This is a genomic window from Corynebacterium sp. HMSC035E02 (assembly GCF_001836065.1).
GTDB classification, from domain to species: Bacteria; Actinomycetota; Actinomycetes; order Mycobacteriales; family Mycobacteriaceae; genus Corynebacterium; species Corynebacterium hiratae.
The window spans coordinates 141,202-164,084 of sequence record NZ_KV827337.1; the positions used below are offsets into that span (position 1 = coordinate 141,202).

Genomic DNA, 22,883 nt, shown 5'->3' on the forward strand with positions numbered 1-22,883 from the left:
TGTGGGCTATGCAACTGGGGGGTTACATTCAAGCACTAGCGCGCGGGCTCGACGTGGTCGAGCAATGCGCCGGTGTCACGCGCGCGCAGCTGGTTGAGATGGGTGCGCGGCCGGATTTCGCGGAGAAGCTCCTAGGACTGCACGCGGTGTATTTCGGGGACACGATGTTCCGCTCCCGGCAGCGCAAGGCCCGCCGCACGGGCCACGACGTGTTCACGCTCCTCGATATCGAGCGCTATTGTTCCAAGCTCAAGGCCCGCAGGGCCTGGGAGCTGCGCCAACTGCTAGCCGCTACCCCGCGGGAGAAAATCCCCATGGTGGCGAAGGCCAAGCTCAAAGAGTGGCGCCCGCTCAGGGACCCCGACCCGGGCGTGCGGGTGACGCGGCGCGCGGGCCGCAACCACACGCTGAGCATTACGGATTCCTCGCTCAATATTTCTAAGCTGCTGGCCGTGCTGAAGACCACTGACAAGGACTTGCTCACCGCGGCGCATACCGTGTTCCGCGGCGGGGGTGGCTCCGGCCAGAAGCTGCAGTCCAACGTCATCGTGCGATTGGATGAACTCGACCGCATAGTCGACGGTGATGGCGAAGAGATTGAACTACAGCTGACCAATGGGGCCACGATGACGGGTGCGGAGTTCGTGCGCGAAAAGCTTGCCGACGTCGGCCTCATCACCCTCGTCCATCCCCACCACGGCCCCGTGAACCTGTACATGGCGAGCCGTTTCGCCAACACCAAGCAGCGCCTCGCGCTGTCAGCGGAGCACCCGACGTGCGCGTGGCCGGGTTGCAACGCGCCCGCGGAGGATTCGCAAATTCATCACCTCACCCGTTTCCAGGACGGCGGGCCGACAAACATGGCCAACTTGGTGCCACTGTGTGCGTATCACAACGCGGTCAATGACGATGATCCGGAAAAGCCCACCGACCGCGGGCACCTCGACCGCATCGATGGCCGCGTGCACTACCTTCCGCCGTGGGCGGGGCCGCCAATTCCCATCGAAAGCCCGGCCCACCCGCCGCGCTCCGCTCCGGGGCCAGCTCGCGCATCCACGGATCCGCCGGCATCCGGCCCGCCCGACCCACGCTCCACGCCGCGTGGGACACCAGCCCCTGTCTCCGGCGCGCCACCGCATAACTCCGGCGAACCTCCGGACCCGCCACCGAGTTCATGAGTGCTTTTAGTCCGTAGACTTCGCCCTGTTCTCACGGTGGAAGCGCCACCCCGCCGGCTCAATGGTTCAGCGGCTCGCGGGTCACCGCTCCGCCGAACCAACCGGTCGCAAGCTGCCGCTCCGCAGCCCCACCAGCCGGAGACGCCCTAAGGCACACAGCCGCTTTAACCAGCCGCTCGCTGAGAAAATTTGCTCGGCGTGCGGCTACTCGCGCGCGCGATATAGAGGTATGCGTCCTTGTGCCGTGCGTACTAACGCCGTCGATACTGGCAACGGACACGCTAACGCCATGCAGACTGGCGCCTGTCGCGACCACCCCCTGGAGGGTACGCAGGAGCCTGGCACCGCGCCATCTGCCCCCATTCCGCGGAGCTGAGTGCCGGGGATCGAAAACGGGGAACGCGGCCGCGCCCTGCTAATTCAAGGCGCGGCCGCGCTACACAGCGTCTGGGAGTTTGCTTCGCTACCCGCTTTCTACCACCGAGCTATCTCACTGAGATACTCCACTGCACTGCTACAGTGCGTGTCCCAGTGCCTTTCGGCTGCGCTTACTCCCACTCGATGGTTCCCGGCGGCTTCGAGGTTACGTCGAGCACCACGCGGTTGACTTCCTTGACCTCGTTGGTAATGCGGGTGGAGATCTTCTCCAGCACGTCGTAGGGCAGGCGCGTCCAGTCGGCGGTCATGGCGTCCTCGGAGGACACCGGGCGCAGGACGATCGGGTGGCCGTAGGTGCGGCCGTCGCCTTGGACGCCGACGGAACGGACGTCGGCAAGCAGCACCACCGGGCACTGCCAGATCTCGCCATCCAGGCCAGCGTTGGTCAGCTCGGTACGCGCGATGAGATCCGCCTGGCGCAGGGTCTCGAGGCGCTCCTCGGTGACCTCACCAATGATGCGGATGCCCAGGCCCGGGCCCGGGAAAGGCTGGCGCGCCACGATTTCCTCCGGCAGGCCAAGCTCACGGCCAACCGCGCGCACCTCATCCTTAAAGAGCAGGCGCAGCGGCTCGACGAGCTCGAATTCGACGTCGTCAGGCAGGCCGCCCACGTTGTGGTGAGACTTAATATTCGCGGTACCGTCACCGCCGCCGGACTCCACGACGTCCGGGTACAGCGTGCCCTGCACCAGGAAGGCGGCATCCTGGCCGTCCAGGGCCTGGTCGACGGCGCGCTCGAAGGAGCGGATGAACTCCGCACCGATGGCCTTACGCTTGGCCTCCGGCTCGGTCACACCAGCCAGCTTGGAAAGGAAAGCCTCGCGCTCATCAGCGGTGATGAGCTTGGCGCCAGTCGACGCCACGAAGTCCTTCTCCACCTGTTCACGCTCACCCGCGCGAAGCAGACCGTGGTCGACGAAGACACAGGTCAAACGGTCACCGATTGCGCGCTGCACGAGGGCTGCGGCTACGGCGGAATCCACGCCGCCGGACAAGCCGCAGATTGCGCGGCCTTCCTCGCCGATCTGCTCGCGCACATCGTTGATGAGCTGCTCCGCGATGTTCTCCGCGGTCCAGTTCTGCTCCAAGCCTGCCACCTCAGTCAGGAAGCGCGTGAGCACCTCCTGGCCGTGCGGCGAGTGGAGAACTTCCGGGTGGTATTGCACGCCGGCCATCTGCTTGGACAGGCACTCGAAGGCTGCCACGGGAGCGCCCTCGGAAGAGGCGGTGACCTCAAAGCCCTCCGGGGCTTCCGTGACCGAATCGCCGTGCGACATCCACACCTTGTGGGTGTCCTCCAGGCCCTTGTGCAGCACGCCGCCGGACACGGTCATGTCCGTGCGGCCGTACTCGCGGGCACCCGTGGAGGCCACGGTGCCGCCCAGGGCTTGGGTCATGGACTGGAAGCCGTAGCAGATACCAAAGACCGGGATGCCGAGCTCGAGCAGCTCCGGCTTCAGTGCAGGGGCGCCGTCCGCGTATACGGAAGACGGGCCACCGGAAAGGATCAGCGCGGCCGGGTTCTTGGCCTTGATGTCCTCCACGGAGGCGGAATTGGGGACAACCTCGGAGTAGATGTTGGCCTCACGCACGCGCCGGGCGATGAGCTGCGCGTACTGGGCGCCAAAGTCCACCACGAGGACAGGACGCGGGGTTGTATTTGGGTTAGTCACGGTCATCAGTTTAACGCAAGAACCCGCACCCTAGACCGCAGGGAGTGGCCCATAATCTTTCGCGGTGGCAGCTGCCTTGCTCAACGCCGCCCGAAACGCCCGCAGCGCAGGGTGTCCCTCGCGCCCAGCGCGAACCGCGGTGTAGAGCGTGCGGGTGGGATTACCAGGCAAGGCAACCACACGCACGCCTTCAATTTCCTCGAGGAAAAGGTCCGAGATCACCGCCACCGCGTGGCCCGTACGCACTAGGTGCGCGTGCAGGAACGGGTCCGGGGTTTCATAGAGCACGCTGGGGTTAAAACCATGCCGGCGGCACAGCCGGTGGACGAACCTCCCCAACAAAAACTCCTCCGGGTCCATGGCAAAAGGGATTTCGTCATCGAACGCTGCAAAATCCTCCAATCGCAACTCGCTCCAGGGTCCGGTGAGTGGGGTGATGAGGCGGAGGGGGTCGTCGAGAAGCAGCTCCCGGTGGGTGTGCTCATCCGTGGCGGGCATGTCCGACTCGTACTCTTCACCCAGGATGAGGTCCACCTCCCGGCGCGCCAGCAGCTCCATCGCGCCTTCGGCTTCGCGCTGGATGATTTGCACGCGCAGGTCCGGGTACTCCCTGGCCAGCTCCGTGAGCGCCCGCGGGACCAGCGAGGACATGATGGTTTGAAACGTCGTGACCTTAATCGTGCCCCGCACCGCGTTGGTTGATGCGATGACCTGCGACTCCGCCTCATCCGCCAACGCGAGCATCCGCTCAGCATAAGACGCAAGGATTTCCCCCTGCTCCGTCAAACGCACGCGCCGGCCGACCTTTTCATAGAGCGCCACGCCGACGTCCTTCTCACACTGCGCCAGTTGTTGGGAGATTGCCGAGTGCGTATAGCGCAGCGATTCCGCCACCGCAGTGACAGTGCCGAGGCGGTGCAGCTCGTAGAGAATGCGCAGACGATGCAGATCCAACATGACAGAATCCCTAACAGGTACGTGTTAAAAACTGTAGATAGACTAACAGTTCTTCCCACCCCACAATGGTCTGCATGACCAACCCGTTTGCCGTTCTATGCGTCATTGGCTCGTGCATTTCCCTCCAGCTCGGAGCCAGCCTCGCCATCCAAATTTTCCCCACCGGCGGGCCCTGGGGCACCGCCTCGCTGCGTTTGCTTTTCGCCGCCGTGATTCTGCTCGCCATTGCGCGACCGCGCGTGCGCACATGGAGCCGCGAGAAATGGATCTCTGCCACCATTTTCGGCCTCACTCTGGGCCTGATGAATGGCTTCTTCTATTCCGGCATCGAGCTGGTTGCGCTGGGGCCTGCCGTGACCATCGAGTTCCTCGGCCCGCTGCTGCTGGCGGCGTGTCTCTCCCGCTCGCTTCGCGACGCCACCTGCGTCGCCCTCGCCCTTCTCGGCATGGGTCTGATGGGCCTGGATTCCTTCAACGGAGACCCCCTCGACCTGCGAGGTGTGTTCTTCCTGCTGTGCGCCGGCGCGATGTGGGCTGCTTATATCTTGGCCAGCAAGAAGGCCGGCGCGCTCTTTAGCGGTGCAGACGGCTTGGCTATGGCTTTCCTCATCGGCGGCCTCGTGCTCCTGCCAGTGGGTGGGCGCGGGGCGGTGGCGTTGGCCAGCGACCCCACCCTATTGCTGTTTGCCCTGGGCACGGGCGTGCTGGCCTCGCTCATCCCCTACTCGTTGGAGTTCCTGGCGCTACGCAGGCTTGCCCCCAACGTCTTTTCCATCTTGATCGCTTTGGAGCCCGTTTTCGCCGCGCTCTTTGGCTGGATCCTGCTCTCCCAGAACGTGTCTCAGCTCAAGCTGGCAGCTATCGGGCTGGTGGTGGTGGCCTCGGTGCTGCAAACCATGGCGCCGGCGCGCGGGCGCGTGGTTTTCCGCAAGGTGGCACTGCGCCCACGCCGCCTGAAGAAGCCCCGGCTACCGCGGTTTCACAAGCCACGCAATCGCAGCTCTGATCCAGCAGTGAGTCCAGTGCTCAGCACAAAGGACGCCGAGGCAGCGAAGTAAACTCCGTCCCGAGGCAGGCTGAGCGGCGCAGCGCCCCAACGGGGGAAGCTGCGCCTGCAGGACTAGCGAACGGCTAGCCCAACCTTCTGGAAAGACTTCAGATCCGTGTAGCCGCACTTTGCCATGGCGCGCTTCAGCCCGCCAACCAAGTTGAGCTCACCCAGCGGTTCGTTGGACGGGCCATGGAGCACGACCTCCAACGAAGGCGCACCCGCTGAGGCATCCTCGGCGGTGCCAGAAGCTGCGTTGCCAGAAGCAGCGGCGTCAAAAGCATCGGCGCCAGAAGTGCCGGTGCCCAGGAGGGCATCGGCCACGCCAATCGGCTCGATGAGGCCGCGCGGGAAACGCGGGTGGCCGGCCGTGGACGGCCAGTACCAGCCCTTGCCGCCGGCCTCCGCCGCGCGGGCCAGCACTGGCCCTAGAACGACACCATCGGCGCCACAGGCAATGGCCTTGGCGATGTCGGCGGAGGTGAAGATGTCGCCGTCGGCAAGCACGTGCACGTAGCGGCCCCCAGTCTCATCCAGGTAGTCGCGGCGTGCGGCCGCAACATCCGCGATGGTCGTCGCCATGGGGATATCGATGCCGACGGTCTCCGGGTTGGTGTTCACGCCGGAGCCAACGATAATGCCCGCAGCACCCGCGCGCATCAGGTGCAGCGCCGTGGTGTAATCCGCCACGCCACCGGCAATCACCGGGGTATCCAGCGAGCCGATGAACTCCTTCAAGTTGAGCGGCTCGCCACCAGTCTGCACGTGCTCGGCGGAAATCAAAGTGCCGTGGATGAACAGCAGCTCCGCGCCGGCCTTAATAACCACGGGCGCCAGCTCGCGGGCGTGCTGCGGGGAGACGCGCACGGCCACGGTCACGCCGGAATCGCGCACCTGCGCGATGCGCTCTGCCAGCAACTCCTCATTCAGGGGTGCTGCGTGCAGCTCCTGCAGCGTGGACAGGTCGCCGAAGTTCTCCGTCACGCGGGCAATCGCGCCTTCCAAATCCTCGTGACGGCCCCACAGGCCTTCGGCGTTAATAACACCCAAGCCGCCCTGCTTGCCCATCTCGATGACAAATTCGGGTGTGGCCAGCGCATCAGTCGGCGCCGAAACGAACGGAACGTCGAAGGTGTAGGCATCGATGTGCCATGAGGTGTCCACGTCCTTGGAGGAACGGGTGCGGCGAGTCGGCACCAGGGAAATCTGGTTCAAGTCATAGGTGCGGCGGGCCTCGCGGCCCACGCCGATTTCTACGTAATCGCGCATTCTTAGTCCTTAGCGGTAGTTCGGAGCTTCGACGATCTGCTGAAGGTGGTGCGGGTGAGACTCCTTGAGGCCCGCAGCGGTGATCTGGACAAACTGCTTGGTCTTGAGCTCAGCCAAGGTGGCGGAGCCGGTGTAGCCCATCGAGGCTCGCAGGCCGCCCACAATCTGGTGGACGATGGCATCGATATCACCGCGGAATGGCACGCGTCCCTCGACGCCCTCCGGCACTAGCTTGTCCTCGCTCTTGACGTCGGCCTGGAAGTAACGGTCCTTGGAGTAGGAGCGCTTCTCACCCGTCAGGCCGCGGCCCTGCATGGCACCCATAGAGCCCATTCCACGGTAACGCTTGTACTGCTTGCCTTGGACCACGACGATGTCACCCGGCGCCTCCGTGGTGCCGGCCAGCATGGAGCCCAGCATGACGGCATCGGCGCCGGCTGCCAAGGCCTTGGCGACGTCACCGGAGTACTGCATACCGCCATCGCCGATAACCGGCACACCTGCCGGGCCTGCCACGGCGGCGGCCTCCATGATGGCGGTGATCTGCGGGGCACCGACGCCCGCCACGACGCGCGTGGTGCAAATGGAGCCCGGTCCGATGCCGACCTTGATGGCGTCGGCGCCAGCCTCAATCATGTCGCGGGCTGCTTCACGGGTGGCCAGGTTGCCGCCGATGACGTCAATGCGGTCGCCGAAGTCCTTCTGCACGCGGGAGACCATCTCCAGCACGCGGTTGTTGTGGGCGTGGGCGGAGTCGACGACGAGGACGTCTACGCCGGCGTCGACAAGCTGGCCTGCGCGCTGGTAGGACTCCTCACCGGTGCCAATGCCGGCGGCCACGAGCAGGCGCCCGGAAGCATCCTTGGAGGCGTTGGGGAACTGTTCAGTCTTGACAAAGTCCTTGACGGTGATGAGGCCAACGAGCTTGTTCTCATCGTTGACGATGGGCAGCTTCTCCACCTTGTTGGCGGACAGCAGCGCCAGCGCCTCCTCCTTGCTGACGCCTTCCTTGGCCACAACCAGCGGCATCGGGGTCATAATCTCGGAGACCTTGCGGGAGAAATCCGGCTCGAAGCGCATGTCACGGTTGGTGCAGATGCCCACGAGGGTGCCCTGCTTATCGACGACCGGCAGACCCGAAATCCGGAACCGCGCGCACAGCGTGTCCACCTCGTCGATAGTCATGTCCGGGGTGGCGGTGACCGGGTCGGTCACCATGCCGGACTCGGAGCGCTTCACAATTTCCACCTGCTGCGCCTGATCCTCAGCAGAGAGGTTGCGGTGCAGGACGCCAATGCCACCTTGACGGGCCATGCCGATGGCCATGCGGGCCTCGGTCACGGTGTCCATCGCGGCGGAAGCCAGCGGCACGCCGAGGCGAATGTTGCGGGTGAACTGCGCCGAGGTATCCACCTCGGAGGGAACGACGTTGGATTCTGCCGGCAACAGCAGGACATCATCAAAAGTAAGGCCGTAGAGTGCAATCTTGTCGGGGTTGTCTCCGCCGGTGTGGACGTGGCTCATGAGGGTGGGGCTCTCCTAAACTGACCAGATAGTTTTATGCGGTAGCCCTCACTGTAGTGCGTGGACGCCCCGTAGTGGTAGCCGTGGGTGGACGAATCGGTGTCGAGAGAGAATTGCTATGCGCGCACGGAGTTAATAGGCTCGCAGACGTGAACTTTTTCGCCAACATGCCCCGCGATCCTTTCGCGGACGATCCCAACGACCCAGCTTCCTTCCTCGAGGAGGAGGACCACGTCGAGCCGCTGTCCGAGGAGGACCGTCTCGCCGTCATCCACGATCTGGCCATGGTCCAAGAGTTCGCGCGCGTTCTCAGCCCGCGCGGCATCGACGGCATTTTCTTTTTCTGCGAGGACTGCGAGGAAAACCACTTCTACGAGTGGGACATCATGGCCTCCAACATGCAGGCCACGCTGGCAGGCCAGCTCGCCCCTGTCCACGAGCCGGGCGCGGAGCCGGACCCCATGCGCTACGTCCCGTGGGATTATGCGGTGGGCTACCTCGACGGCATGGATTCGCGCTACTAACGCGCGCGGTTGGCGCGGATTAAGTACCGCGCCTTATACAACGAAAGAACCTCTCCTCCCTGCTATGGGAAGGAGAGGTTCTGTGCGTTTTATTGCTGGAACTGCGGCGGCGGGAGTTGGCCGTTATCCCCAGTACCATCCCCGTCGGAGTTACCGCCCTGCGGAGGCGTTGGCTGCTCGCCACCACCCGGCTGGCTCGGCTCCGGGTAAGTAGGTGCTGGAGGGTTCAGCGGGTTACCGGCCGACACCGTCTGGGTGACCACAACGGTGGACACCGCAGTCTGCGTCTGCGTGACGGTTGCCGGCTCCTGCGGCGGCTGCTCCTCTTCCACCGGAACGGGCTTTTCCACGGTCTGCGTCTCCGTCACCGTGGCGCGGGTCTGCGGCTTCGTCGCACGTGGGGTGTCCGCCTCGCGTTCCCGCTTGGCCTGGTCCACCATCTTCCGGGCTTCTTCGAGCAACTGGCGGGTGCCGTCCATGTCTCCCTGTGCGGAACGCTTTTCCATTTCGTCGAGCGTTCCAGCCAGCTCCACTACGGACACATCCTCATTGTTCGTGCCGAAGAGCGACTGATTCACGCCATAAAGCGGCGATCCCGGGCCGGCGTTGACGACCACCGCTCCGCTACCTGCGATCAGGAGCGTAGCTGCGGCCGCGCCGATGAGGCCGTGAATGAATGGCTTGCCCCGACGACGGCGACGTGCCGCATCCAGGGAAATAACCTCCGGCTCTTCGTCCGCGCCTTCAATGAGCGGGGCCGGGGGCATCTGCTTTTCGACGTCCCCGCGCAACTCCAGCAGGAGCCCTGCCAGCTCATCACCGCCATCGGAGGGATCCGTTCCTTCGGAGAGAGTGGTGAGGAATGCATCATCATCAACCAAAGGCTGCAGCTGCTCAGCGACGCCCTGCTGAGGCTGGTCCTTCTTTGCCACGATGTCCTCCCTTCCTTGATAGAGAAATTCTTAACTTGTCGGTGCCAAGTGCCGATGGCTCACTGCTAGCTTGTGCTAGCCCCACTGCTGGTTCATAGCGTCTCGTGCGAGTCGAGGGATTTGCGCAATTGCGCCAGTGCACGATGCTGTGCCACGCGGACTGCGCCAGGGGTGGACTCCACAATTTCTGCGGTCTCCTCTGCCGACAGCCCCACGAACACACGCAAAATGATAATGTCCCGGGCCTTGTCACTTAACGTATCGAGCATGGCCCGCACTCTGTTACTACCGTCCATGACCAGAGCGGATTCTTCGGGGGTAGCGTCCTCAGCAGCGTCTTCCGGGACGTCGTCCGTGGGGTGGGTCTGATCGCGGCTGAGGGCGCGGTGGGCGTCGGTCACCTTGTGGGCAGCGATGCCATACACGTAGGCCATAAACGGGCGGCCCTTGTCCTTGTACGTGCCAATCGACGTCGCTACCGCCAAGCAGATTTCCTGCGCCACATCCTCTGCCGTGGGCTGGCGGTGGCCGCCGATGCGGGCGCGGCAATAGCGCAGGACCTGCGGGTGAATAATGCGCATGATGCGCTGAAGGGCGCGGCGGCTACCGTCGACAGCGAGCGGAACGAGGTCCGCTAGTTCCTTATCGCTGTCGCGCTTCGACGCCGCTGAGGAGCCGCTCGCGTCTGTAGCTTGAGTAGCCACTGTCATCCTTGCTTGTTCTGCTTGGTGTATTAGTTCATATTCTGCACGAATATCATGTCACAACCTTTGGTTGAAACCCGAAACGACGGGCCTATTCCCCACCCTTCGACGGCTATGAGAAAAGTTCATACACCGTTCATCTTAAGCGTAGGCGCAGGTCATTCAGGGTAAAAGTGAGAGGTTCCGACCTGCTACACCTACATGTCAGCATTGCGTAACGCGCCGTTTACCCAAGGGGGACACACTTCTATCTCGTCTCACCTCGCCCCGGTGCTCAGGGCATCACGCCCCGTGCGGAGGCTTGCCCACAGCACGATGCGCACCAGGGCGCTCTATCTTTGATTAAGGAGAATCGAACGTGTCTCAGTCCTTCCTGCTCCCCGGGCCGAATGCGGACTTTTGGGATTGGCAGCTCCACGGGGCATGCCGTGGAGAAAACTCTGACGTGTTCTACCACCCGGACGGCGAGCGCGGGCGCGCCCGCGCTCAGCGCGAAAGCCGCGCCAAGGCGATCTGCCACACCTGCCCAGTCATCGAAATGTGCCGCGAACATGCCCTGGCCTCCGGCGAGCCCTACGGCGTGTGGGGTGGCATGAGTGAATCTGAGCGCGTCGTAGCTCTGCGCTCGCGCGACGCTCACGCCACCGTCAGCGCCTAAGCCCCTCGCTTCACGCTTCGTAGCCGTAACGGGGCCAGACGCGCGGTTTCTTTAGGTAGCATCATTTCCCGCTCGTACCGACAGTCTTCGCGTCGAGGCAACCCCCGGATTCCGTGCCCACATCCCAGGGGATAGCACGGCTAGCTCCGTAGAACAGTTGCTCACCGGTGAGTCACCGGTGAATGCAGGACAAAGGCCCGCAGCCCCTTCCCCACGTACGGGGCTTGGGCGACGGGCCTTTTCTTGTAGCTCTTTGCTATTCCCGGAGAAACGTTGTTTCCCCGCGCTTTTAGTGGGCGTGCGCGTGGCCTGCCTGTGCTGGTTCCTCCTCGGCGGGCTTCTCCACCACGGAGGCCTCGGTGGTGAGCACCATGCGGGCCACGGAGGCGGCGTTAACCACGGCGGAGTGGGTGACCTTTACCGGGTCGATGATGCCCTGCTCCAGCAGGTTGCCGTACTCCAGGGTGGCGGCGTTGAAACCTTCACCGTTGGCCTGCTCGGCAACGCGGGCGACCACGACGGAACCATCCAGGCCGGCGTTCTCAGCGATCCAGTAGGCCGGGCGGGTCAGCGCACGGGCCACAGCCAGCACGCCAACCTTGGCCTCGCCCTCGAAGCCCTCGGCGAAGGCCTCAAGCTCCTGGGAGATCTGAACGAGCGCGGAGCCGCCGCCAGCGATAACGCCCTCTTCAACGGCCGCGCGGGCGGCGTTGATGGCGTCCTCGACGCGCAGCTTGCGCTCATTGACCTCGGTCTCGGTAGCGGCACCAACGCGGATGACGGCAACGCCACCGGAGAGCTTGGCCAAACGCTCCTCGAGCTTCTCCTTATCCCAGGTGGAGTCGGTGCGCTCGATCTCGCGACGCAGCTGCTCGCGGCGCTCCTCGACGGCCTCAGCAGTACCTGCACCATCCACGATCACGGTGTCCTCCTTGGACACGGTGACGCGACGTGCGGAGCCGAGAACCTCCGGGCCGACCTCCTTGAGGTTGATGCCAACCTCCGGGTCGACGACGGTAGCACCGGTGACAACAGCCAGGTCATCCATGAAGCCCTTGCGACGCTCGCCGAAGTACGGGGACTTCACGGCGGCGACCTTGAGGACCTTGCGGATGGAGTTCACCACGAGCGCCTGCAGCGGCTCGCCCTCGATGTCCTCAGCAATGATGAGCGTCGGGCGCGAGGACTCCGCGATCTTCTCCAACAGCGGCAGGAAGTCCGGCAGGGAGGAGATCTTGTTGCGGACGAGGAGAATGGCGGCGTCGTCAAGCACGGCGTTGTAGGTCTCCTCTTCCGTCGCGAAGTACGGGGAGAGGTAGCCCTTGTCGAAGGAAATGCCCTCGGTGACGTCCACGGTGGACTCAATGGTCTGGGACTCCTCGACGGTGACGACGCCGTCCTTGCCCACCTTGTCCATGGCGCCAGCAACCATCTCGCCGACCTCCGCATCGCGGGAGGACACGGTAGCAACCTGGGAGATCTCCGCAGAGGAGTTCACCGGGGTGGCGCGCTTCTTGAGCTCCTCGACGACCTTCTCGGCCGCCGCCTCGATGCCCTTGTTGAGCTCCACCGGGTTAGCGCCGGCAGCAACGTTGCGCAGCCCCTCGAAGACGAGTGCCTGGGCCAGCAAGGTGGCGGTGGTGGTGCCGTCACCAGCGATGTCGTTGGTCTTCACGGCCACGGACTTCACCAGCTGGGCGCCAAGGTTCTCAAAAGGATCGTCGAGGTCAATATCGCGGGCGATGGTGACGCCGTCGTTGGTGACGGTCGGGCCGCCGAAGGCCTTGGACAGTACGACGTTGCGGCCGCGGGGGCCGAGGGTGACCTTGACGGCGTCGGCCAGCGTGTCTACACCGCGCTGGATGCCCTCGCGGGCCTCCTGGTCAAATGCAATCAGCTTTGGCATAGGGTTAATCGCCTACTTCTCGATGACAGCGAGCAGGTCACGAGCGGACAGCAGGAGGTACTCCTGGCCGTCGTACTTCAGCTCGGTGCCGCCGTACTTAGAGAAGATGACGGTATCACCCTCGTTAACGCCAACCGGAACAACCTCGCCCTTGTCGTTGGTGCGGCCCGGGCCTACGGCTACGACGGTGGCCTCCTGCGGCTTCTCCTTTGCGGAGTCCGGGATGACCAGGCCGGATGCAGTGGTGGTCTCAGCTTCAACGATCTGGACGAGGACCTTGTCCTCCAGCGGCTTAATGTTTGCCATGATGATTTCCTCCAAAGTGTTCTCAATGCGCGCCCACATGAGCGCGCGTGTGCCGGTTGTGGGTAGCCCAGCACAGCCGTCGTCGCGGGTGAACAACTGTGGGTCAAAACAACCTGACTAGCACTCTACCCGCGCGACTGCTAGCCCTCAACAGCCCGGGCCGCCAACCCGTTCGCCCTCCGCGAACGCCGCCCTCGCGCGCGCGAGAGTTGTCATGATTCCCGCCGCAACCTCGGCCAATAGAACCGGAGAGCGTCTCGAAAACGGCCAAAGACGCTCGGACTCGATACGAGCCGTCGCGTCCTTGGGTTCCTGAGGGCTGCGCTAACGCACCCTAGGCCTACTTATGGGATTTACGAATTTAAACCTGCTTATCGGAGTTGATGACGGCCGCGCGCCACAGGTTGTATTCCTCCGGGTTATCCTCGCGGTAGTTCTTCACCGCGCGGATACCGTGCTCAACGGCCTCGACGACCTCGTCGATGTTCTTGTCGTCGCCGTCGGCAGTGACGAAGATGACCGGGCCGCAGATGGAGCGGATCGGGTCCTGCAGGAAAGCGGAGTTTCCGGTAGCGGCGGCGTTGCGGGCCAGGGAGGCCACTGGGTTCGGGTCGGCGTCGTCAGCCTTCGCGTTCGGGTTAAACAGCGCCGCGTAAGTCTGGCCATCATCCTGGAAGGCCACGGAAACGCGATCCTCGGTGGTACCACCGAGGAATTGGTTTGCCTGTTCGAGCTCAAACTCGATGATGCGGCGGGACAGGTCAGGGTTAACGAGGAATCCAGTGGTCATAGCGGTGTGAGCTCCTTGTGTGTGAGCCGGACGATTATCGGTCATCACACTACCTGCACCCTGGAGGTTGCGCATCCGCTAGCGCGCAGCGGCCACGAGCGGAACCTCCACCTCAAGCTGCGTATCGGTCCCACACGCCAGGCCGGAAGGTTCAGCGCCCTCGTGGATGAGCTGGGCAGCCACCGCGGCGATCATCACGCCATTGTCGGTGCACAGCTTGAAACGCGGCACGCGCAGCTCGATTCCTGCGGATTCGCAGCGCTTCGCCGCCAAGGCGCGCAGACGCGAATTCGCCGCCACGCCGCCGCCGAGCAGCAGTACCTTGGCGCCTGTGTCCTGGCAGGCGCGCACGGCCTTGGCGGTGAGTACATCAGCCACCGCTTCCTGGAAGGAAGCGCACAGGTCCTCAACCTGGACCGTGGTGCCCTCGCGCTCGGCCTTTTCCACGTGGCGTGCCACCGCCGTCTTGAGTCCCGAGAAGGAGAAATTGTGGCGGTTGGGCCCGCGCAGGTCCTCGGCCTTGGACAAACCTCGCGGCAGGTCGATGGTGGGCTTTCCTTGGGCGGCCAGCTTATCGATGACCGGCCCTCCCGGATACCCCAACCCCAGGAGGCGGGAGACTTTGTCGTAGGCTTCGCCGGCGGCGTCGTCAAGCGTGGTGCCCAGTTCCTTCATGGGTTTGCCCACGGCTTCGACCTCGAGCAGCTGGGTGTGGCCGCCGGAGACGAGCAGCGCTACCGAGTGCGGAAGCTCCTCGCCCTCCAGGTTGGCCACAGCGACGTGCCCGCCGAGGTGGTTGACGCCGTAGAAGGGCACGCCCCACGCCGAAGCAAAGGCCTTGGCGGCAGACGCCCCGACGAGGAGCGCGCCGGCCAGTCCGGGCCCCACGGTGGCAGCCACTGCATCTGGCTTCTCGACGCCTGCCTCCTCCAACGCCGCCTTCATCACCTGCGGCATGGCTTCGAGGTGGGCGCGGGAGGCAATCTCCGGAACCACGCCGCCGAAGCGCGCGTGCTGTTCCATGGAGGAGGCGACGACGTCGGCGCGGATCTCCATGTGTCCGTTCTCAGACAGCTCGATGATGCCCACGCCGGTTTCGTCGCAGGAGGACTCGATGCCGAGGATTAACATCTCTCACTCTTTCGTGGTCGGTACATGGTGTGGGCGTCCGCGCCGGAGGGCTGATAGTAGTTGCGGCGCAGGCCGTTGATGACAAAATCATAGGCCTCGTAGAGGCGGATGGCCGGATCGTTGCCCACGCGCACTTCGAGGAAGATGGGCGCGTCGTGGGAATCTGCAAGCTCGACGATGGCGTCCATCATCAGCCGCGCGATGCCCTGCCGTTGGGCGGCAGGGTCGACACCGATGGTGTGGATTTCGTACTCCGGCCAGGCAGCGGGCCCCATCCGTCCCACGCCGGCGTAACCGAGAACTTCCGCGCGGTTGTCGTTGTGGTCGTCGCTTGCGTCAACCGCCCAGTAGGTGGTGTGGCCCGCCGCGATTTCCTGCTCGAAGGCATGCGCCGGCCATGGGTGTTCGCCGGGGAAGAGTACCTTTTCCAGCTCGGCGCAGCGCGGCGCGTCCGCGGGGGTCAGTGGGCGCAGCCTCATGATTCGGGAGTGTCCTCGATGCCGCCGACGAGCGCGGCCGAGCGCGGCTTGGCCTGTGGCTCCACGGCATCGGGACGGCGAAGGTAGAGCGGGACGAGTGGCGCGGGTTCAGCGGACAGATCAGCGCAGGCCACCAAACCCGCGGCGCGCGGTGTGGCCCACTCGCGGGGAAGGTCAGCGATACCTTCCGGCAAACGCGGGGCGATGGACTCTGGGAACACTAGGCGCGTGCTCTCCGGACTCGAAAGTCCGGCGGTGCTCAGATCGAGGGATTCCGGCTTCGATACGTTCGGGCCGCTACGGCGCTCCCCTTCGTCATAGGTGGCCCAGTAGACCTCTTTGCGGCGAGCGTCGATGGCCACCAGCCACTCCCCCATTCGACCATGCGCGATGGCATCCAAGGTGCACACGCCATGCACGGGCAGGTGGAGGGCCACGCCCAACGCGGAGGCGGTGGCCATGCCCACGCGCAGGCCGGTAAATGGTCCGGGCCCCGTGCCCACGACGATGGCGGAGAGATCTGGGTAGGTCAGGGAGGCGTCGGCAAGCAGCTCCTCGATGGTAGGGATGAGCTGCTCATTGTGGGCGCGCGTACCGCTGATGACGCGGTCGATGCTGTCGCCAGTGTCGGTGTCAACGATGCCCGTGACCAGATCCGTGGTGGCGGTATCGAGTGCGAGGACCTTCATTAGCCCACGAACTGCCAGGCAGGAGCGTCCTCATTGTCAGCGCCCTGCTGCAACATCTGGTCATCACCGCGCAGGAACTGCAGCGGCTCGCCCGGCTGGATGCCGCGCAGCGGCGGAGCGTCCTGGCCCTGGGCCTTGGCCATCTCCACCTGCTCGAGGACGCCGGAGCAGAGGTCCACCTGGGAGCGGTTCAGCTTCTCCACCTGGTACTCCTGATTGACGCTGACGGTGACAAAGTAGTTCTCATCCTCCGCCACCTTGCCGTCGACAAAGTCGATACCGGCGACATCCACGCCGCCTTCCCCAAGCTGCTGCTCCGTAGCACCCGGGCAGACGACGAGACCGGCAATCCAATCCTGGCCGTAGACGTCGGGGACCAAGAGCGCGGAGAAGCTCAGGTTCTTCGGGTACGTGTCCAAGGTTTCACCCAACGTCGAGGAAGGCTCCTCCGGCGAACGGGTCATGGACAGCGCGATGAGCAAGCCAAGGACGATGGCAAAGCCGCCGATGACGACGGTCGTGATGAATTGGCCGATTTTATTCATGGGGATGTGCTCCTAATATTAGGGAGTTCAGTACGGGGATATCCTACGTGACCGCCCTGCAGCGACCCTGACCGGCCCTTCCGGTGCCGAGAAAAGGATCAGACGATCAACAGGGCAAGGACCTGACACATGAGGATCTTGCCGATCATCGCCGTGGGGTACACGGTGGCATAGCCGCGCTCTGCCAGCTGGGTGCCGGTCTGGGGGTTGAGGTAGGCCATGATCGCCGGGTTCGTGGTCATGCCTGCGGCGATGCCCATCGACTCATCAAACTTCAGGCGCAGCACCAGCATGGATACCGCGACGATGCCGATGGCGGAGACCAGCGACAGCACAATACCCACGCCCATATACTTCAGGGAGGTCGGATCCGACAAGGCGTCGCGGAACTGGCCGCCAGCCGACGTTCCCACGCCCGCCAAGAACAAGGTCAAGCCCAGCGTGGAAATAGTCTGCTTGGCGTGGAAAGGAAGCTGCCAGTTAATCGGGCCCGAGCGGCCCAGCGCGCCCAGGATGAGGCCGACGACGATGGGGCCGCCACCGAAGCCGAAGGACAGCGTCGTGCCGCCTGGCAGCGGAATCGGGATAGCACCGAAGAGCAGACCAATGAAGAGGCCGAGGGCAAAGGGGAAGAGATCGACGTTGCCGAGTTTGGCTTCGGAGTCGCCGAGGAAACGGCGGACGTCGTCAAGCCTGCCCGGCGCGGTGATGACGCGCACACGGTCCGAGTAGTGCAGGACGGTTTCCTCGTTCGGCACGACGTCGGAGTCACCGCGGCGCACGCGCGCGATGAGGAAGCCTTCCTTGACAGTGTCCAAGTCCTTGAGCTGATAGCCCGCAACACGTGGGCTGGACACGGTCAGGCGGCGGTAGACCAGGCCATCTTCCTCGTGGAGGTTGAGGTGGATCTCCTCACCCAGCTGGGAAATCGCACTATCGAGCGCTGGTGCCGTGCCGTTGAGCAAGAGCTCCATGCCGGCGCGCAGCGGCAGCTCCGGGTAGGCCAGGTTGTGGTTGTGGGGATTGTTGACGTGGCGGGTAGCGATGACGCGCTCGCCAGTCACCTCCTGCAGCTTCCCTACCGTTGCGTCAAAGTCGCGGGTCAGGCGCACCGCCCGCCACTCCAGCGGCTCCGCAATCATGCCCTCGGCCCGGGCGTCCTCAACGTGATTCACGCGCAGCGCCTTCGCGCCGATGGCGGCCACCAAAATGGTTCCGATAATGCAGCCAGGGTAGGCCAAGGAATAGCCCACCACCGGGGTGCTATCGCCGCCCAGGGCCTCGACGACCGCGGCCATACCAGGCGTCGAGCTCAGCGAACCTGCCAGCGTGCCCACGCTGATCGCGGGGTCCAGATCAAAGAGGCGCATCGCCAAGGTTGTCAGCCCCGCAAGGATGAAAAAGAAGACGATGACCACCATGGACATCTTCCAACCGCGCCGGCGGAAATCTTCGAAGAAGCTGCGGCCGAAGTTCAGGCCGATAACGTAAACGAAGATGGCCAGACCAAACTGATAAACAAAGGCGGGGACCACGATGTCTGGGTTCGCCGCGGACAAGCCCAAGGCCACGAACATCGCCGCTGCGGCGCCGAGCGAAATGCCGAAGACATTGATCTTGCCCACGGCCAGTCCCACCGCCATGATCAGAAAGAGCGTCAGCAGGGGCTGTTCGGCAAGAAAAGCCAGCACGTTAGTTCACCCATTTCCATGTAAAGACGCGGACGTCATCGTCCGAGTCGCGGTTGATTGTGATGGCGAGGTACGCATCGGACAGGCGCTCCATGAAGCCCCCACCCCACTCGGCAACGACCACGGCGTCCTCGATTTCGGTGTCCAAGTCTAGACTGTCCAGCTCCCCCAACGGATCATCCGAATGATCGAGCAAGCGGTAGGCATCCACGTGCACCAACGTCGGCCCGCCCACGCGGGAAGGGTGCTCGCGCGCGATGACGAAGGTCGGCGACGTCACCCGTCCCTTCACCTGCATCCCGCGGGCAATGCCCTGCGTAAAGGTGGTTTTCCCGGCACCTAAGGGGCCGTCGAGGATCACCAAGTCCCCTGCTTCCAGCGCCGCGCCCAGCTCTTCGCCGAAGGCCTGGGCATCCTCCGGGGTGGCAGCCACACGGCGCCCTTCGTGCGGAAAATCACTGCGCATCGTTAGCTCCTTCACAATAGGTGCGCGTGGTGCGCCCGGTCGGGCGGCACACCACTTCATAGTTGATGGTGCCAGCGGCCGCGGCCAATTCTGTAGCGCTCATACCGCCGCGCCCAAAGATAACGGCGGTGTCTCCGGCGCGCACGCCGTGAGGGTTGGCGCCGAGGTCGACGACGATCTGGTCCATGCAGACCCGCCCCACCTGCTGGTACAACTCGCCACCAATGCCTACCTGCAGCGCCCCCTGAAAGGCGCGCGGCAGCCCGTCGGCATAACCCACGCTGACGGTGGCGAGCTCGCGGTCACTATCCGCGGTCCAGGTCAGGCCATAGCATGTGGACTCCCCCGCCAAAATCGGCTTCACAGCAACAACGGAAGCCTCCCACGTCATGGCTGGTTCCAGCCCATGGTCGAGCCCGGCCACCGGTTCAAGCCCGTACAGGGCCACACCGGCGCGCACTTGTTCAAAACGTGCTGAGGGGCGAGTCAATGCCGCCGGCGAATTGGCCAGGTGGTTCAGCGGGCACTCCAGCCCCACCTCGCGTGCAAGCGCTAGGGCCTGGCGGAATTCCGCCTCCTGATGATCATTGTGCGGGTGCTCCGGCTCGTCCGCACAGGCAAAGTGGGACATGAGGCCTAGGACGGTGATGTGGGGGGCGTCGGCAAGCAGGCGGAAGGTCTCCTGCCACGCATGCTTGTCGACGCCCGACCGGTGCATCCCCGTTTCCACCATCACGAAGGCTTCGGTGGGCGCTTCGGCAGCCTCGATGAGGGCTCGTGCGTGCATCAAAGATGGGATGCCGATCTGAATACCAGCGGCAAGGGCTGGGGCGAGGTCCTCCGTTGGCTCCCACAGCCACGCGGCGATGGGAAGGTCCTCGATGACGCCTCGCAACTCCACGGCCTCGACGAGCGTGGCCACCCCGAAGGCGTCTGCCCCCGCCTTCGCCATGACCGGTGCGCAGCGCTGCGCACCGTGCCCGTACGCGTCCGCCTTGACCACGCACATGAGGCGGGCCGGGGCCACCGCCTCCTTCACGCGAGCAACATTGTGGGCAATAGCGTTGAGGTCAACGGTGGTTTTTAACATACCCACCATTGTGCCACTTGAGGGCTCAGCGCTATTCGACGGTCACCGACTTCGCAAGGTTACGCGGCTGGTCCACGTCATAGCCCTTGGCGGTGGCTACACCGCAGGCGAAAATCTGCAGCGGCACAGTAGCCAGCAACGGCTGCATGAGCGTCGGCGCCTGCGGGATGCGGATGATGTGGTTGGCGTAGGCCTCGACCGCCTCGTCGCCCTCTTCCGCGATGACGATGGTGATAGCGCCGCGGGCGCGAATCTCCTGGATGTTGGAGACGACCTTGGCGTGCAGGGAATCGCGACCGCGCGGGGAAGGCACGATGACAAAGACCGGCTGGCCCTCCTCGATAAGCGCGATCGGGCCGTGCTTGAGCTCGCCGGCAGCGAAGCCCTCCGCGTGCAGGTAGGCGATCTCCTTGAGCTTGAGCGCGCCCTCCAGCGCGACGGGGAAACCGACGTGGCGGCCGAGGAAAAGCACCGACTTAGCGTTCTCCATGGCAGTGGCCAGATCGTAGACCTGTTTTTCGTTGTCGATGACTGCCTGGACCTTATCCGGCATCGCACGCAGATCATCCAGGACGGAGTTGACCTCATCGGAGAACATGTTGCCGCGCAGGCGCGCCAGGTAGAGGCCAAGTAGGTAGGTCGCGGTGATCTGCGCCAGGAAGGCCTTGGTGGAGGCCACGGCGATCTCCGGGCCGGCGTGGGTGTAGAGGGCGGCGTCGGACTCGCGCGGAATGGAGGAACCCTGGGTGTTGCAAATAGCAATCACCTTGGCGCCCTGCTGGCGGGCGTGGCGCACTGCCATGAGGGTATCCATGGTCTCGCCCGATTGGGAGAGGGCCACGACCAGGGTCTTCTCGTTGACAATGGGATCGCGGTAGCGGAACTCGTGGGCCAGCTCCACCTCACACGGGATGCGGCACCAGTGCTCGATGGCGTAGCGCGCGACGTGGCCGGCATAAGCGGCGGTGCCGCAGGCGATGACGATGATCTTGTCGATGGACTTGAGCACCGACTCCTCAATGCGGATCTCATCGAGGACCAGGTTGCCGGTCTCGTCGAGGCGGCCGAGCAGCGTATCGCGCACTGCTGCTGGCTGGTCGTGGATTTCCTTCTCCATGAAGGAGTTGAAGCCGCCCTTTTCGGCAGCGGCGGCATCCCACTTGATCTCGAAAGGCTTGCCCTGGGCGGGGTTGCCGTCGTAGTCGGTGATCTCGATGTCATCCGCGGTGATGGTGACGACCTGGTCGTTGTCCATCTCCACGGCGGACTTGGTGTAGTCGATGAAGCCGGAGACATCCGAGCCGAGGAAGTTCTCCCCCTCACCCAAGCCGATGACCAGCGGCGAATCGCGGCGCGCAGCCACGATGCGATCGGCCTGCTCGGCATGAATAGCCAAGAGGGTGAACGCGCCTTCCAGGCGCTTGCCGGTCAGCTGCATAGCCTTGGTGAGGTCGCCGCCGGCCTCATTGTGGAACACATCTGCCAGAAGGGTGGCGGCTACCTCGGTGTCGGTCTCGGACACGAAGTTATGGCCCTTGGCCTCCAGCTCGCTCTTAAGCTCGGCGAAGTTCTCGATGATGCCGTTGTGCACGACGGCGAGCTTGCCGCCGTCCACGACGTGCGGGTGGGCGTTCAGATCGGTTGGACCACCGTGGGTTGCCCAGCGGGTGTGCCCAATGCCCAAGACGGAATCCTTCAGCGGGCGCGCAGCGATTTCAGCTTCCAGCGCAGCGACCTTTCCAGCCTTTTTGCGCCAGGAGATCTCCCCATCGGCGTACATTGCGACGCCTGCTGAGTCATAGCCGCGATACTCCAATCGGCGCAGGCCCTCCAGCACAACGTCGAGGGCAAAGTACTCACGACCATCGGTGTTATGGCCAATGTATCCAACGATTCCACACATGGAACGGAATTTTACAGCATGATTTATCGTGCCGAACCGCAAGGATCGTGCTTAAAACCTTCCCCCACCTATCTGGTACATGTCCACCTCTTTGTCTACGCTTTCCTCTATTCTGTAAAGCGTGTCTGCGAATTTGAAGAAGCATCTCGGTACGTTGTCCAAGCGCGGCCCGCACCGCGTCCTCGTTGGGGACCTGTCTTATGCAGGGCTAGAAGGCAAGGTCTACACCCCTGCTGAAGGCAAGGGCCTGCCCGCCGTGGCGTTTGCTCACGACTGGACGAAGAGCATCAAGGACTACCACGCCACTCTGCGCCACCTAGCCAGCTGGGGCATCGTGGTGGTTGCTCCCGATACGGAGACTGGTGTGTTTGCCAAGCACCGTAACCTGGCTGCCGACCTCGAATCGGCTTTGCAGATTGCCGCCGGCGTTAGGCTGGGCGCTGGCAAGATTTCGGTGTCCGCTTCCAAGCTGGGCGTTTTCGGCCACGGCATGGGAGGCGGCGTAGCCACCTTGGCTGCCGTGGATAACCCGAAGGTCCGCGCCGTCGCAGCCCTCTACCCTGCTGATACCTCACCATCCGCCGTTCAAGCTGCCCGCTCCGTCAAGGCACGCGGCCTCGTTATCGGCGCGGGCCAGGATGACATCTTCCGCGCCGGCAACCCCGCAAAGCTGGCCAACGCGTGGGGCGGACCGGTGGCCTACCGGGAGATTGCCAAGGGCACGCAGTCCGGTTTCAGCGAGGATAAGTTCTTCAAGTTGGCGCTCGGTTCCGGCTTCTTCCAGGGCTCCGCAGTCGAGACCGCCCGCGGCCTTGTGACCGGCTTCTTCCTTTCCACCCTGGCTGGCGAATCCAAGTATGACGGCTTTGCGGATGCCGACGCCTCCGCGAAGGGCGTTGAGAGCTTCACCGGCGAGGACCTGGCTCAACGCGCCGGCTTTGAGTACAGCAAATAAAGCTCCAACGAAATAGCGCTTCACAGC

The 22,883-nt window shown here is 64.0% G+C and carries 22 protein-coding genes; 5 read left to right on the forward strand and 17 right to left on the reverse strand.

The genetic code is table 11. The features are described 5' to 3' along the window. The first annotated feature begins 8 nt into the window (after nucleotides 1-8). A complete protein-coding gene (locus HMPREF2635_RS05870) occupies nucleotides 9-1,178 on the forward strand; it encodes an HNH endonuclease signature motif containing protein (RefSeq protein WP_070821409.1) in 1,170 nt (389 codons plus the stop codon). Between the two features lie 548 nt (nucleotides 1,179-1,726). On the opposite strand, the gene guaA is transcribed toward HMPREF2635_RS05870, so the two are convergent. Together guaA and HMPREF2635_RS05880 are read right to left on the reverse strand one after the other, a co-directional pair. Next, complete coding sequence (gene guaA / locus HMPREF2635_RS05875; protein ID WP_046648408.1) at nucleotides 1,727-3,295, reverse strand: glutamine-hydrolyzing GMP synthase; 1,569 nt, start codon at nucleotides 3,293-3,295, stop codon at nucleotides 1,727-1,729. A 24-nt stretch (nucleotides 3,296-3,319) separates the two neighbouring features. Further along, entirely contained in the window at nucleotides 3,320-4,246 is a 927-nt protein-coding gene (locus tag HMPREF2635_RS05880; protein ID WP_070821410.1) for a LysR family transcriptional regulator, read from the reverse strand. 74 nt (nucleotides 4,247-4,320) lie between these two features. Here HMPREF2635_RS05880 and HMPREF2635_RS05885 point away from each other — a divergent pair, with 74 nt between their 5' ends. Next, nucleotides 4,321-5,304 (forward strand): EamA family transporter, encoded by a 984-nt coding sequence (locus HMPREF2635_RS05885; RefSeq protein ID WP_168167654.1) that lies wholly within the window; start codon nucleotides 4,321-4,323, stop codon nucleotides 5,302-5,304. Nucleotides 5,305-5,366: 62 nt separating this feature from the next. Here HMPREF2635_RS05885 and HMPREF2635_RS05890 read toward each other — a convergent pair whose 3' ends face one another. After that, nucleotides 5,367-6,563 (reverse strand): GuaB3 family IMP dehydrogenase-related protein, encoded by a 1,197-nt coding sequence (locus tag HMPREF2635_RS05890; protein ID WP_046648412.1) that lies wholly within the window; start codon nucleotides 6,561-6,563, stop codon nucleotides 5,367-5,369. A 9-nt stretch (nucleotides 6,564-6,572) separates the two neighbouring features. Beyond that, entirely contained in the window at nucleotides 6,573-8,087 is a 1,515-nt protein-coding gene (gene guaB, locus HMPREF2635_RS05895) for an IMP dehydrogenase (protein ID WP_046648413.1), read from the reverse strand. Between the two features lie 149 nt (nucleotides 8,088-8,236). On the opposite strand from guaB, the gene HMPREF2635_RS05900 reads away from it, so the two are divergent. Further along, the gene (locus HMPREF2635_RS05900) at nucleotides 8,237-8,611 is read left to right on the forward strand and encodes a DUF5319 domain-containing protein (protein WP_046648414.1); all 375 of its coding nucleotides are present in this window, start codon (nucleotides 8,237-8,239) and stop codon (nucleotides 8,609-8,611) included. 89 nt (nucleotides 8,612-8,700) lie between these two features. Here HMPREF2635_RS05900 and HMPREF2635_RS05905 read toward each other — a convergent pair whose 3' ends face one another. Both HMPREF2635_RS05905 and HMPREF2635_RS05910 read right to left on the reverse strand, forming a co-directional pair. After that, on the reverse strand, nucleotides 8,701-9,543 hold the full coding sequence (locus tag HMPREF2635_RS05905) for a hypothetical protein (RefSeq protein ID WP_070517448.1): 843 nt from the start codon (nucleotides 9,541-9,543) through the stop codon (nucleotides 8,701-8,703). Nucleotides 9,544-9,635: 92 nt separating this feature from the next. Beyond that, nucleotides 9,636-10,253 (reverse strand): sigma-70 family RNA polymerase sigma factor, encoded by a 618-nt coding sequence (locus HMPREF2635_RS05910; protein WP_070517446.1) that lies wholly within the window; start codon nucleotides 10,251-10,253, stop codon nucleotides 9,636-9,638. 352 nt (nucleotides 10,254-10,605) lie between these two features. Here HMPREF2635_RS05910 and HMPREF2635_RS05915 point away from each other — a divergent pair, with 352 nt between their 5' ends. Beyond that, nucleotides 10,606-10,905: a WhiB family transcriptional regulator gene (locus HMPREF2635_RS05915; protein ID WP_046648418.1), complete on the forward strand. Its 300-nt coding sequence runs from the start codon at nucleotides 10,606-10,608 to the stop codon at nucleotides 10,903-10,905. Between the two features lie 289 nt (nucleotides 10,906-11,194). Here HMPREF2635_RS05915 and groL read toward each other — a convergent pair whose 3' ends face one another. The 11 genes from groL to glmS form a co-directional block, all read right to left on the reverse strand. After that, nucleotides 11,195-12,811, reverse strand: a complete 1,617-nt coding sequence (gene groL, locus HMPREF2635_RS05920; RefSeq protein ID WP_070702182.1) for a chaperonin GroEL — start codon at nucleotides 12,809-12,811, stop codon at nucleotides 11,195-11,197. Between the two features lie 12 nt (nucleotides 12,812-12,823). Beyond that, a complete protein-coding gene (groES, locus tag HMPREF2635_RS05925; RefSeq protein WP_167595557.1) occupies nucleotides 12,824-13,123 on the reverse strand; it encodes a co-chaperone GroES in 300 nt (99 codons plus the stop codon). A gap of 355 nt (nucleotides 13,124-13,478) precedes the next feature. Beyond that, nucleotides 13,479-13,907: a hypothetical protein gene (locus tag HMPREF2635_RS05930; RefSeq protein ID WP_049157036.1), complete on the reverse strand. Its 429-nt coding sequence runs from the start codon at nucleotides 13,905-13,907 to the stop codon at nucleotides 13,479-13,481. A 78-nt stretch (nucleotides 13,908-13,985) separates the two neighbouring features. Continuing rightward, nucleotides 13,986-15,038, reverse strand: a complete 1,053-nt coding sequence (tsaD, locus tag HMPREF2635_RS05935) for a tRNA (adenosine(37)-N6)-threonylcarbamoyltransferase complex transferase subunit TsaD (protein ID WP_049157034.1) — start codon at nucleotides 15,036-15,038, stop codon at nucleotides 13,986-13,988. Continuing rightward, nucleotides 15,032-15,517 carry a ribosomal protein S18-alanine N-acetyltransferase gene (gene rimI / locus HMPREF2635_RS05940; protein WP_046648421.1) on the reverse strand — a complete coding sequence of 162 codons (486 nt, stop codon included), beginning with the start codon at nucleotides 15,515-15,517 and terminating at the stop codon, nucleotides 15,032-15,034. The genes tsaD and rimI overlap by 7 nt, the downstream gene beginning before the upstream one ends. Then, nucleotides 15,514-16,206, reverse strand: a complete 693-nt coding sequence (tsaB, locus tag HMPREF2635_RS05945; protein ID WP_070511358.1) for a tRNA (adenosine(37)-N6)-threonylcarbamoyltransferase complex dimerization subunit type 1 TsaB — start codon at nucleotides 16,204-16,206, stop codon at nucleotides 15,514-15,516. Before tsaB ends, rimI begins: the two co-directional genes overlap by 4 nt. Continuing rightward, nucleotides 16,206-16,751, reverse strand: coding sequence for a hypothetical protein (locus HMPREF2635_RS05950; RefSeq protein WP_046648423.1), 546 nt, complete (start codon nucleotides 16,749-16,751; stop codon nucleotides 16,206-16,208). The genes tsaB and HMPREF2635_RS05950 overlap by 1 nt, the downstream gene beginning before the upstream one ends. Nucleotides 16,752-16,849: 98 nt before the next feature. Beyond that, nucleotides 16,850-18,442: an aspartate:alanine exchanger family transporter gene (locus tag HMPREF2635_RS05955; protein ID WP_070754638.1), complete on the reverse strand. Its 1,593-nt coding sequence runs from the start codon at nucleotides 18,440-18,442 to the stop codon at nucleotides 16,850-16,852. Between the two features lies 1 nt (nucleotide 18,443). Further along, nucleotides 18,444-18,908: a tRNA (adenosine(37)-N6)-threonylcarbamoyltransferase complex ATPase subunit type 1 TsaE gene (gene tsaE / locus HMPREF2635_RS05960; protein ID WP_070754639.1), complete on the reverse strand. Its 465-nt coding sequence runs from the start codon at nucleotides 18,906-18,908 to the stop codon at nucleotides 18,444-18,446. Further along, nucleotides 18,898-19,998 carry an alanine racemase gene (alr, locus tag HMPREF2635_RS05965; RefSeq protein WP_210401592.1) on the reverse strand — a complete coding sequence of 367 codons (1,101 nt, stop codon included), beginning with the start codon at nucleotides 19,996-19,998 and terminating at the stop codon, nucleotides 18,898-18,900. The genes tsaE and alr overlap by 11 nt, the downstream gene beginning before the upstream one ends. A gap of 31 nt (nucleotides 19,999-20,029) precedes the next feature. Next, nucleotides 20,030-21,901: a glutamine--fructose-6-phosphate transaminase (isomerizing) gene (glmS, locus tag HMPREF2635_RS05970; protein WP_070511354.1), complete on the reverse strand. Its 1,872-nt coding sequence runs from the start codon at nucleotides 21,899-21,901 to the stop codon at nucleotides 20,030-20,032. A gap of 121 nt (nucleotides 21,902-22,022) precedes the next feature. Here glmS and HMPREF2635_RS05975 point away from each other — a divergent pair, with 121 nt between their 5' ends. Next, nucleotides 22,023-22,856: a dienelactone hydrolase family protein gene (locus tag HMPREF2635_RS05975; RefSeq protein WP_046648427.1), complete on the forward strand. Its 834-nt coding sequence runs from the start codon at nucleotides 22,023-22,025 to the stop codon at nucleotides 22,854-22,856. Nucleotides 22,857-22,883 lie beyond the last annotated feature (27 nt).

What these genes read in the sequence shown, in the direction of transcription:
- HMPREF2635_RS05870 (WP_070821409.1), top strand. Translation starts at nt 9, where the DNA reads ATGCAACTGGGGGGTTACATTCAAGCACTAGCGCGCGGGCTCGACGTG.
- guaA (WP_046648408.1), bottom strand. Translation starts at nt 3,295, where the DNA reads ATGACCGTGACTAACCCAAATACAACCCCGCGTCCTGTCCTCGTGGTG.
- HMPREF2635_RS05880 (WP_070821410.1), bottom strand. Translation starts at nt 4,246, where the DNA reads ATGTTGGATCTGCATCGTCTGCGCATTCTCTACGAGCTGCACCGCCTC.
- HMPREF2635_RS05885 (WP_168167654.1), top strand. Translation starts at nt 4,321, where the DNA reads ATGACCAACCCGTTTGCCGTTCTATGCGTCATTGGCTCGTGCATTTCC.
- HMPREF2635_RS05890 (WP_046648412.1), bottom strand. Translation starts at nt 6,563, where the DNA reads ATGCGCGATTACGTAGAAATCGGCGTGGGCCGCGAGGCCCGCCGCACC.
- guaB (WP_046648413.1), bottom strand. Translation starts at nt 8,087, where the DNA reads ATGAGCCACGTCCACACCGGCGGAGACAACCCCGACAAGATTGCACTC.
- HMPREF2635_RS05910 (WP_070517446.1), bottom strand. Translation starts at nt 10,253, where the DNA reads ATGACAGTGGCTACTCAAGCTACAGACGCGAGCGGCTCCTCAGCGGCG.
- groL (WP_070702182.1), bottom strand. Translation starts at nt 12,811, where the DNA reads ATGCCAAAGCTGATTGCATTTGACCAGGAGGCCCGCGAGGGCATCCAG.
- HMPREF2635_RS05930 (WP_049157036.1), bottom strand. Translation starts at nt 13,907, where the DNA reads ATGACCACTGGATTCCTCGTTAACCCTGACCTGTCCCGCCGCATCATC.
- tsaD (WP_049157034.1), bottom strand. Translation starts at nt 15,038, where the DNA reads ATGTTAATCCTCGGCATCGAGTCCTCCTGCGACGAAACCGGCGTGGGC.
- rimI (WP_046648421.1), bottom strand. Translation starts at nt 15,517, where the DNA reads ATGAGGCTGCGCCCACTGACCCCCGCGGACGCGCCGCGCTGCGCCGAG.
- tsaB (WP_070511358.1), bottom strand. Translation starts at nt 16,206, where the DNA reads ATGAAGGTCCTCGCACTCGATACCGCCACCACGGATCTGGTCACGGGC.
- HMPREF2635_RS05950 (WP_046648423.1), bottom strand. Translation starts at nt 16,751, where the DNA reads ATGAATAAAATCGGCCAATTCATCACGACCGTCGTCATCGGCGGCTTT.
- tsaE (WP_070754639.1), bottom strand. Translation starts at nt 18,908, where the DNA reads ATGCGCAGTGATTTTCCGCACGAAGGGCGCCGTGTGGCTGCCACCCCG.
- alr (WP_210401592.1), bottom strand. Translation starts at nt 19,998, where the DNA reads ATGTTAAAAACCACCGTTGACCTCAACGCTATTGCCCACAATGTTGCT.
- glmS (WP_070511354.1), bottom strand. Translation starts at nt 21,901, where the DNA reads ATGTGTGGAATCGTTGGATACATTGGCCATAACACCGATGGTCGTGAG.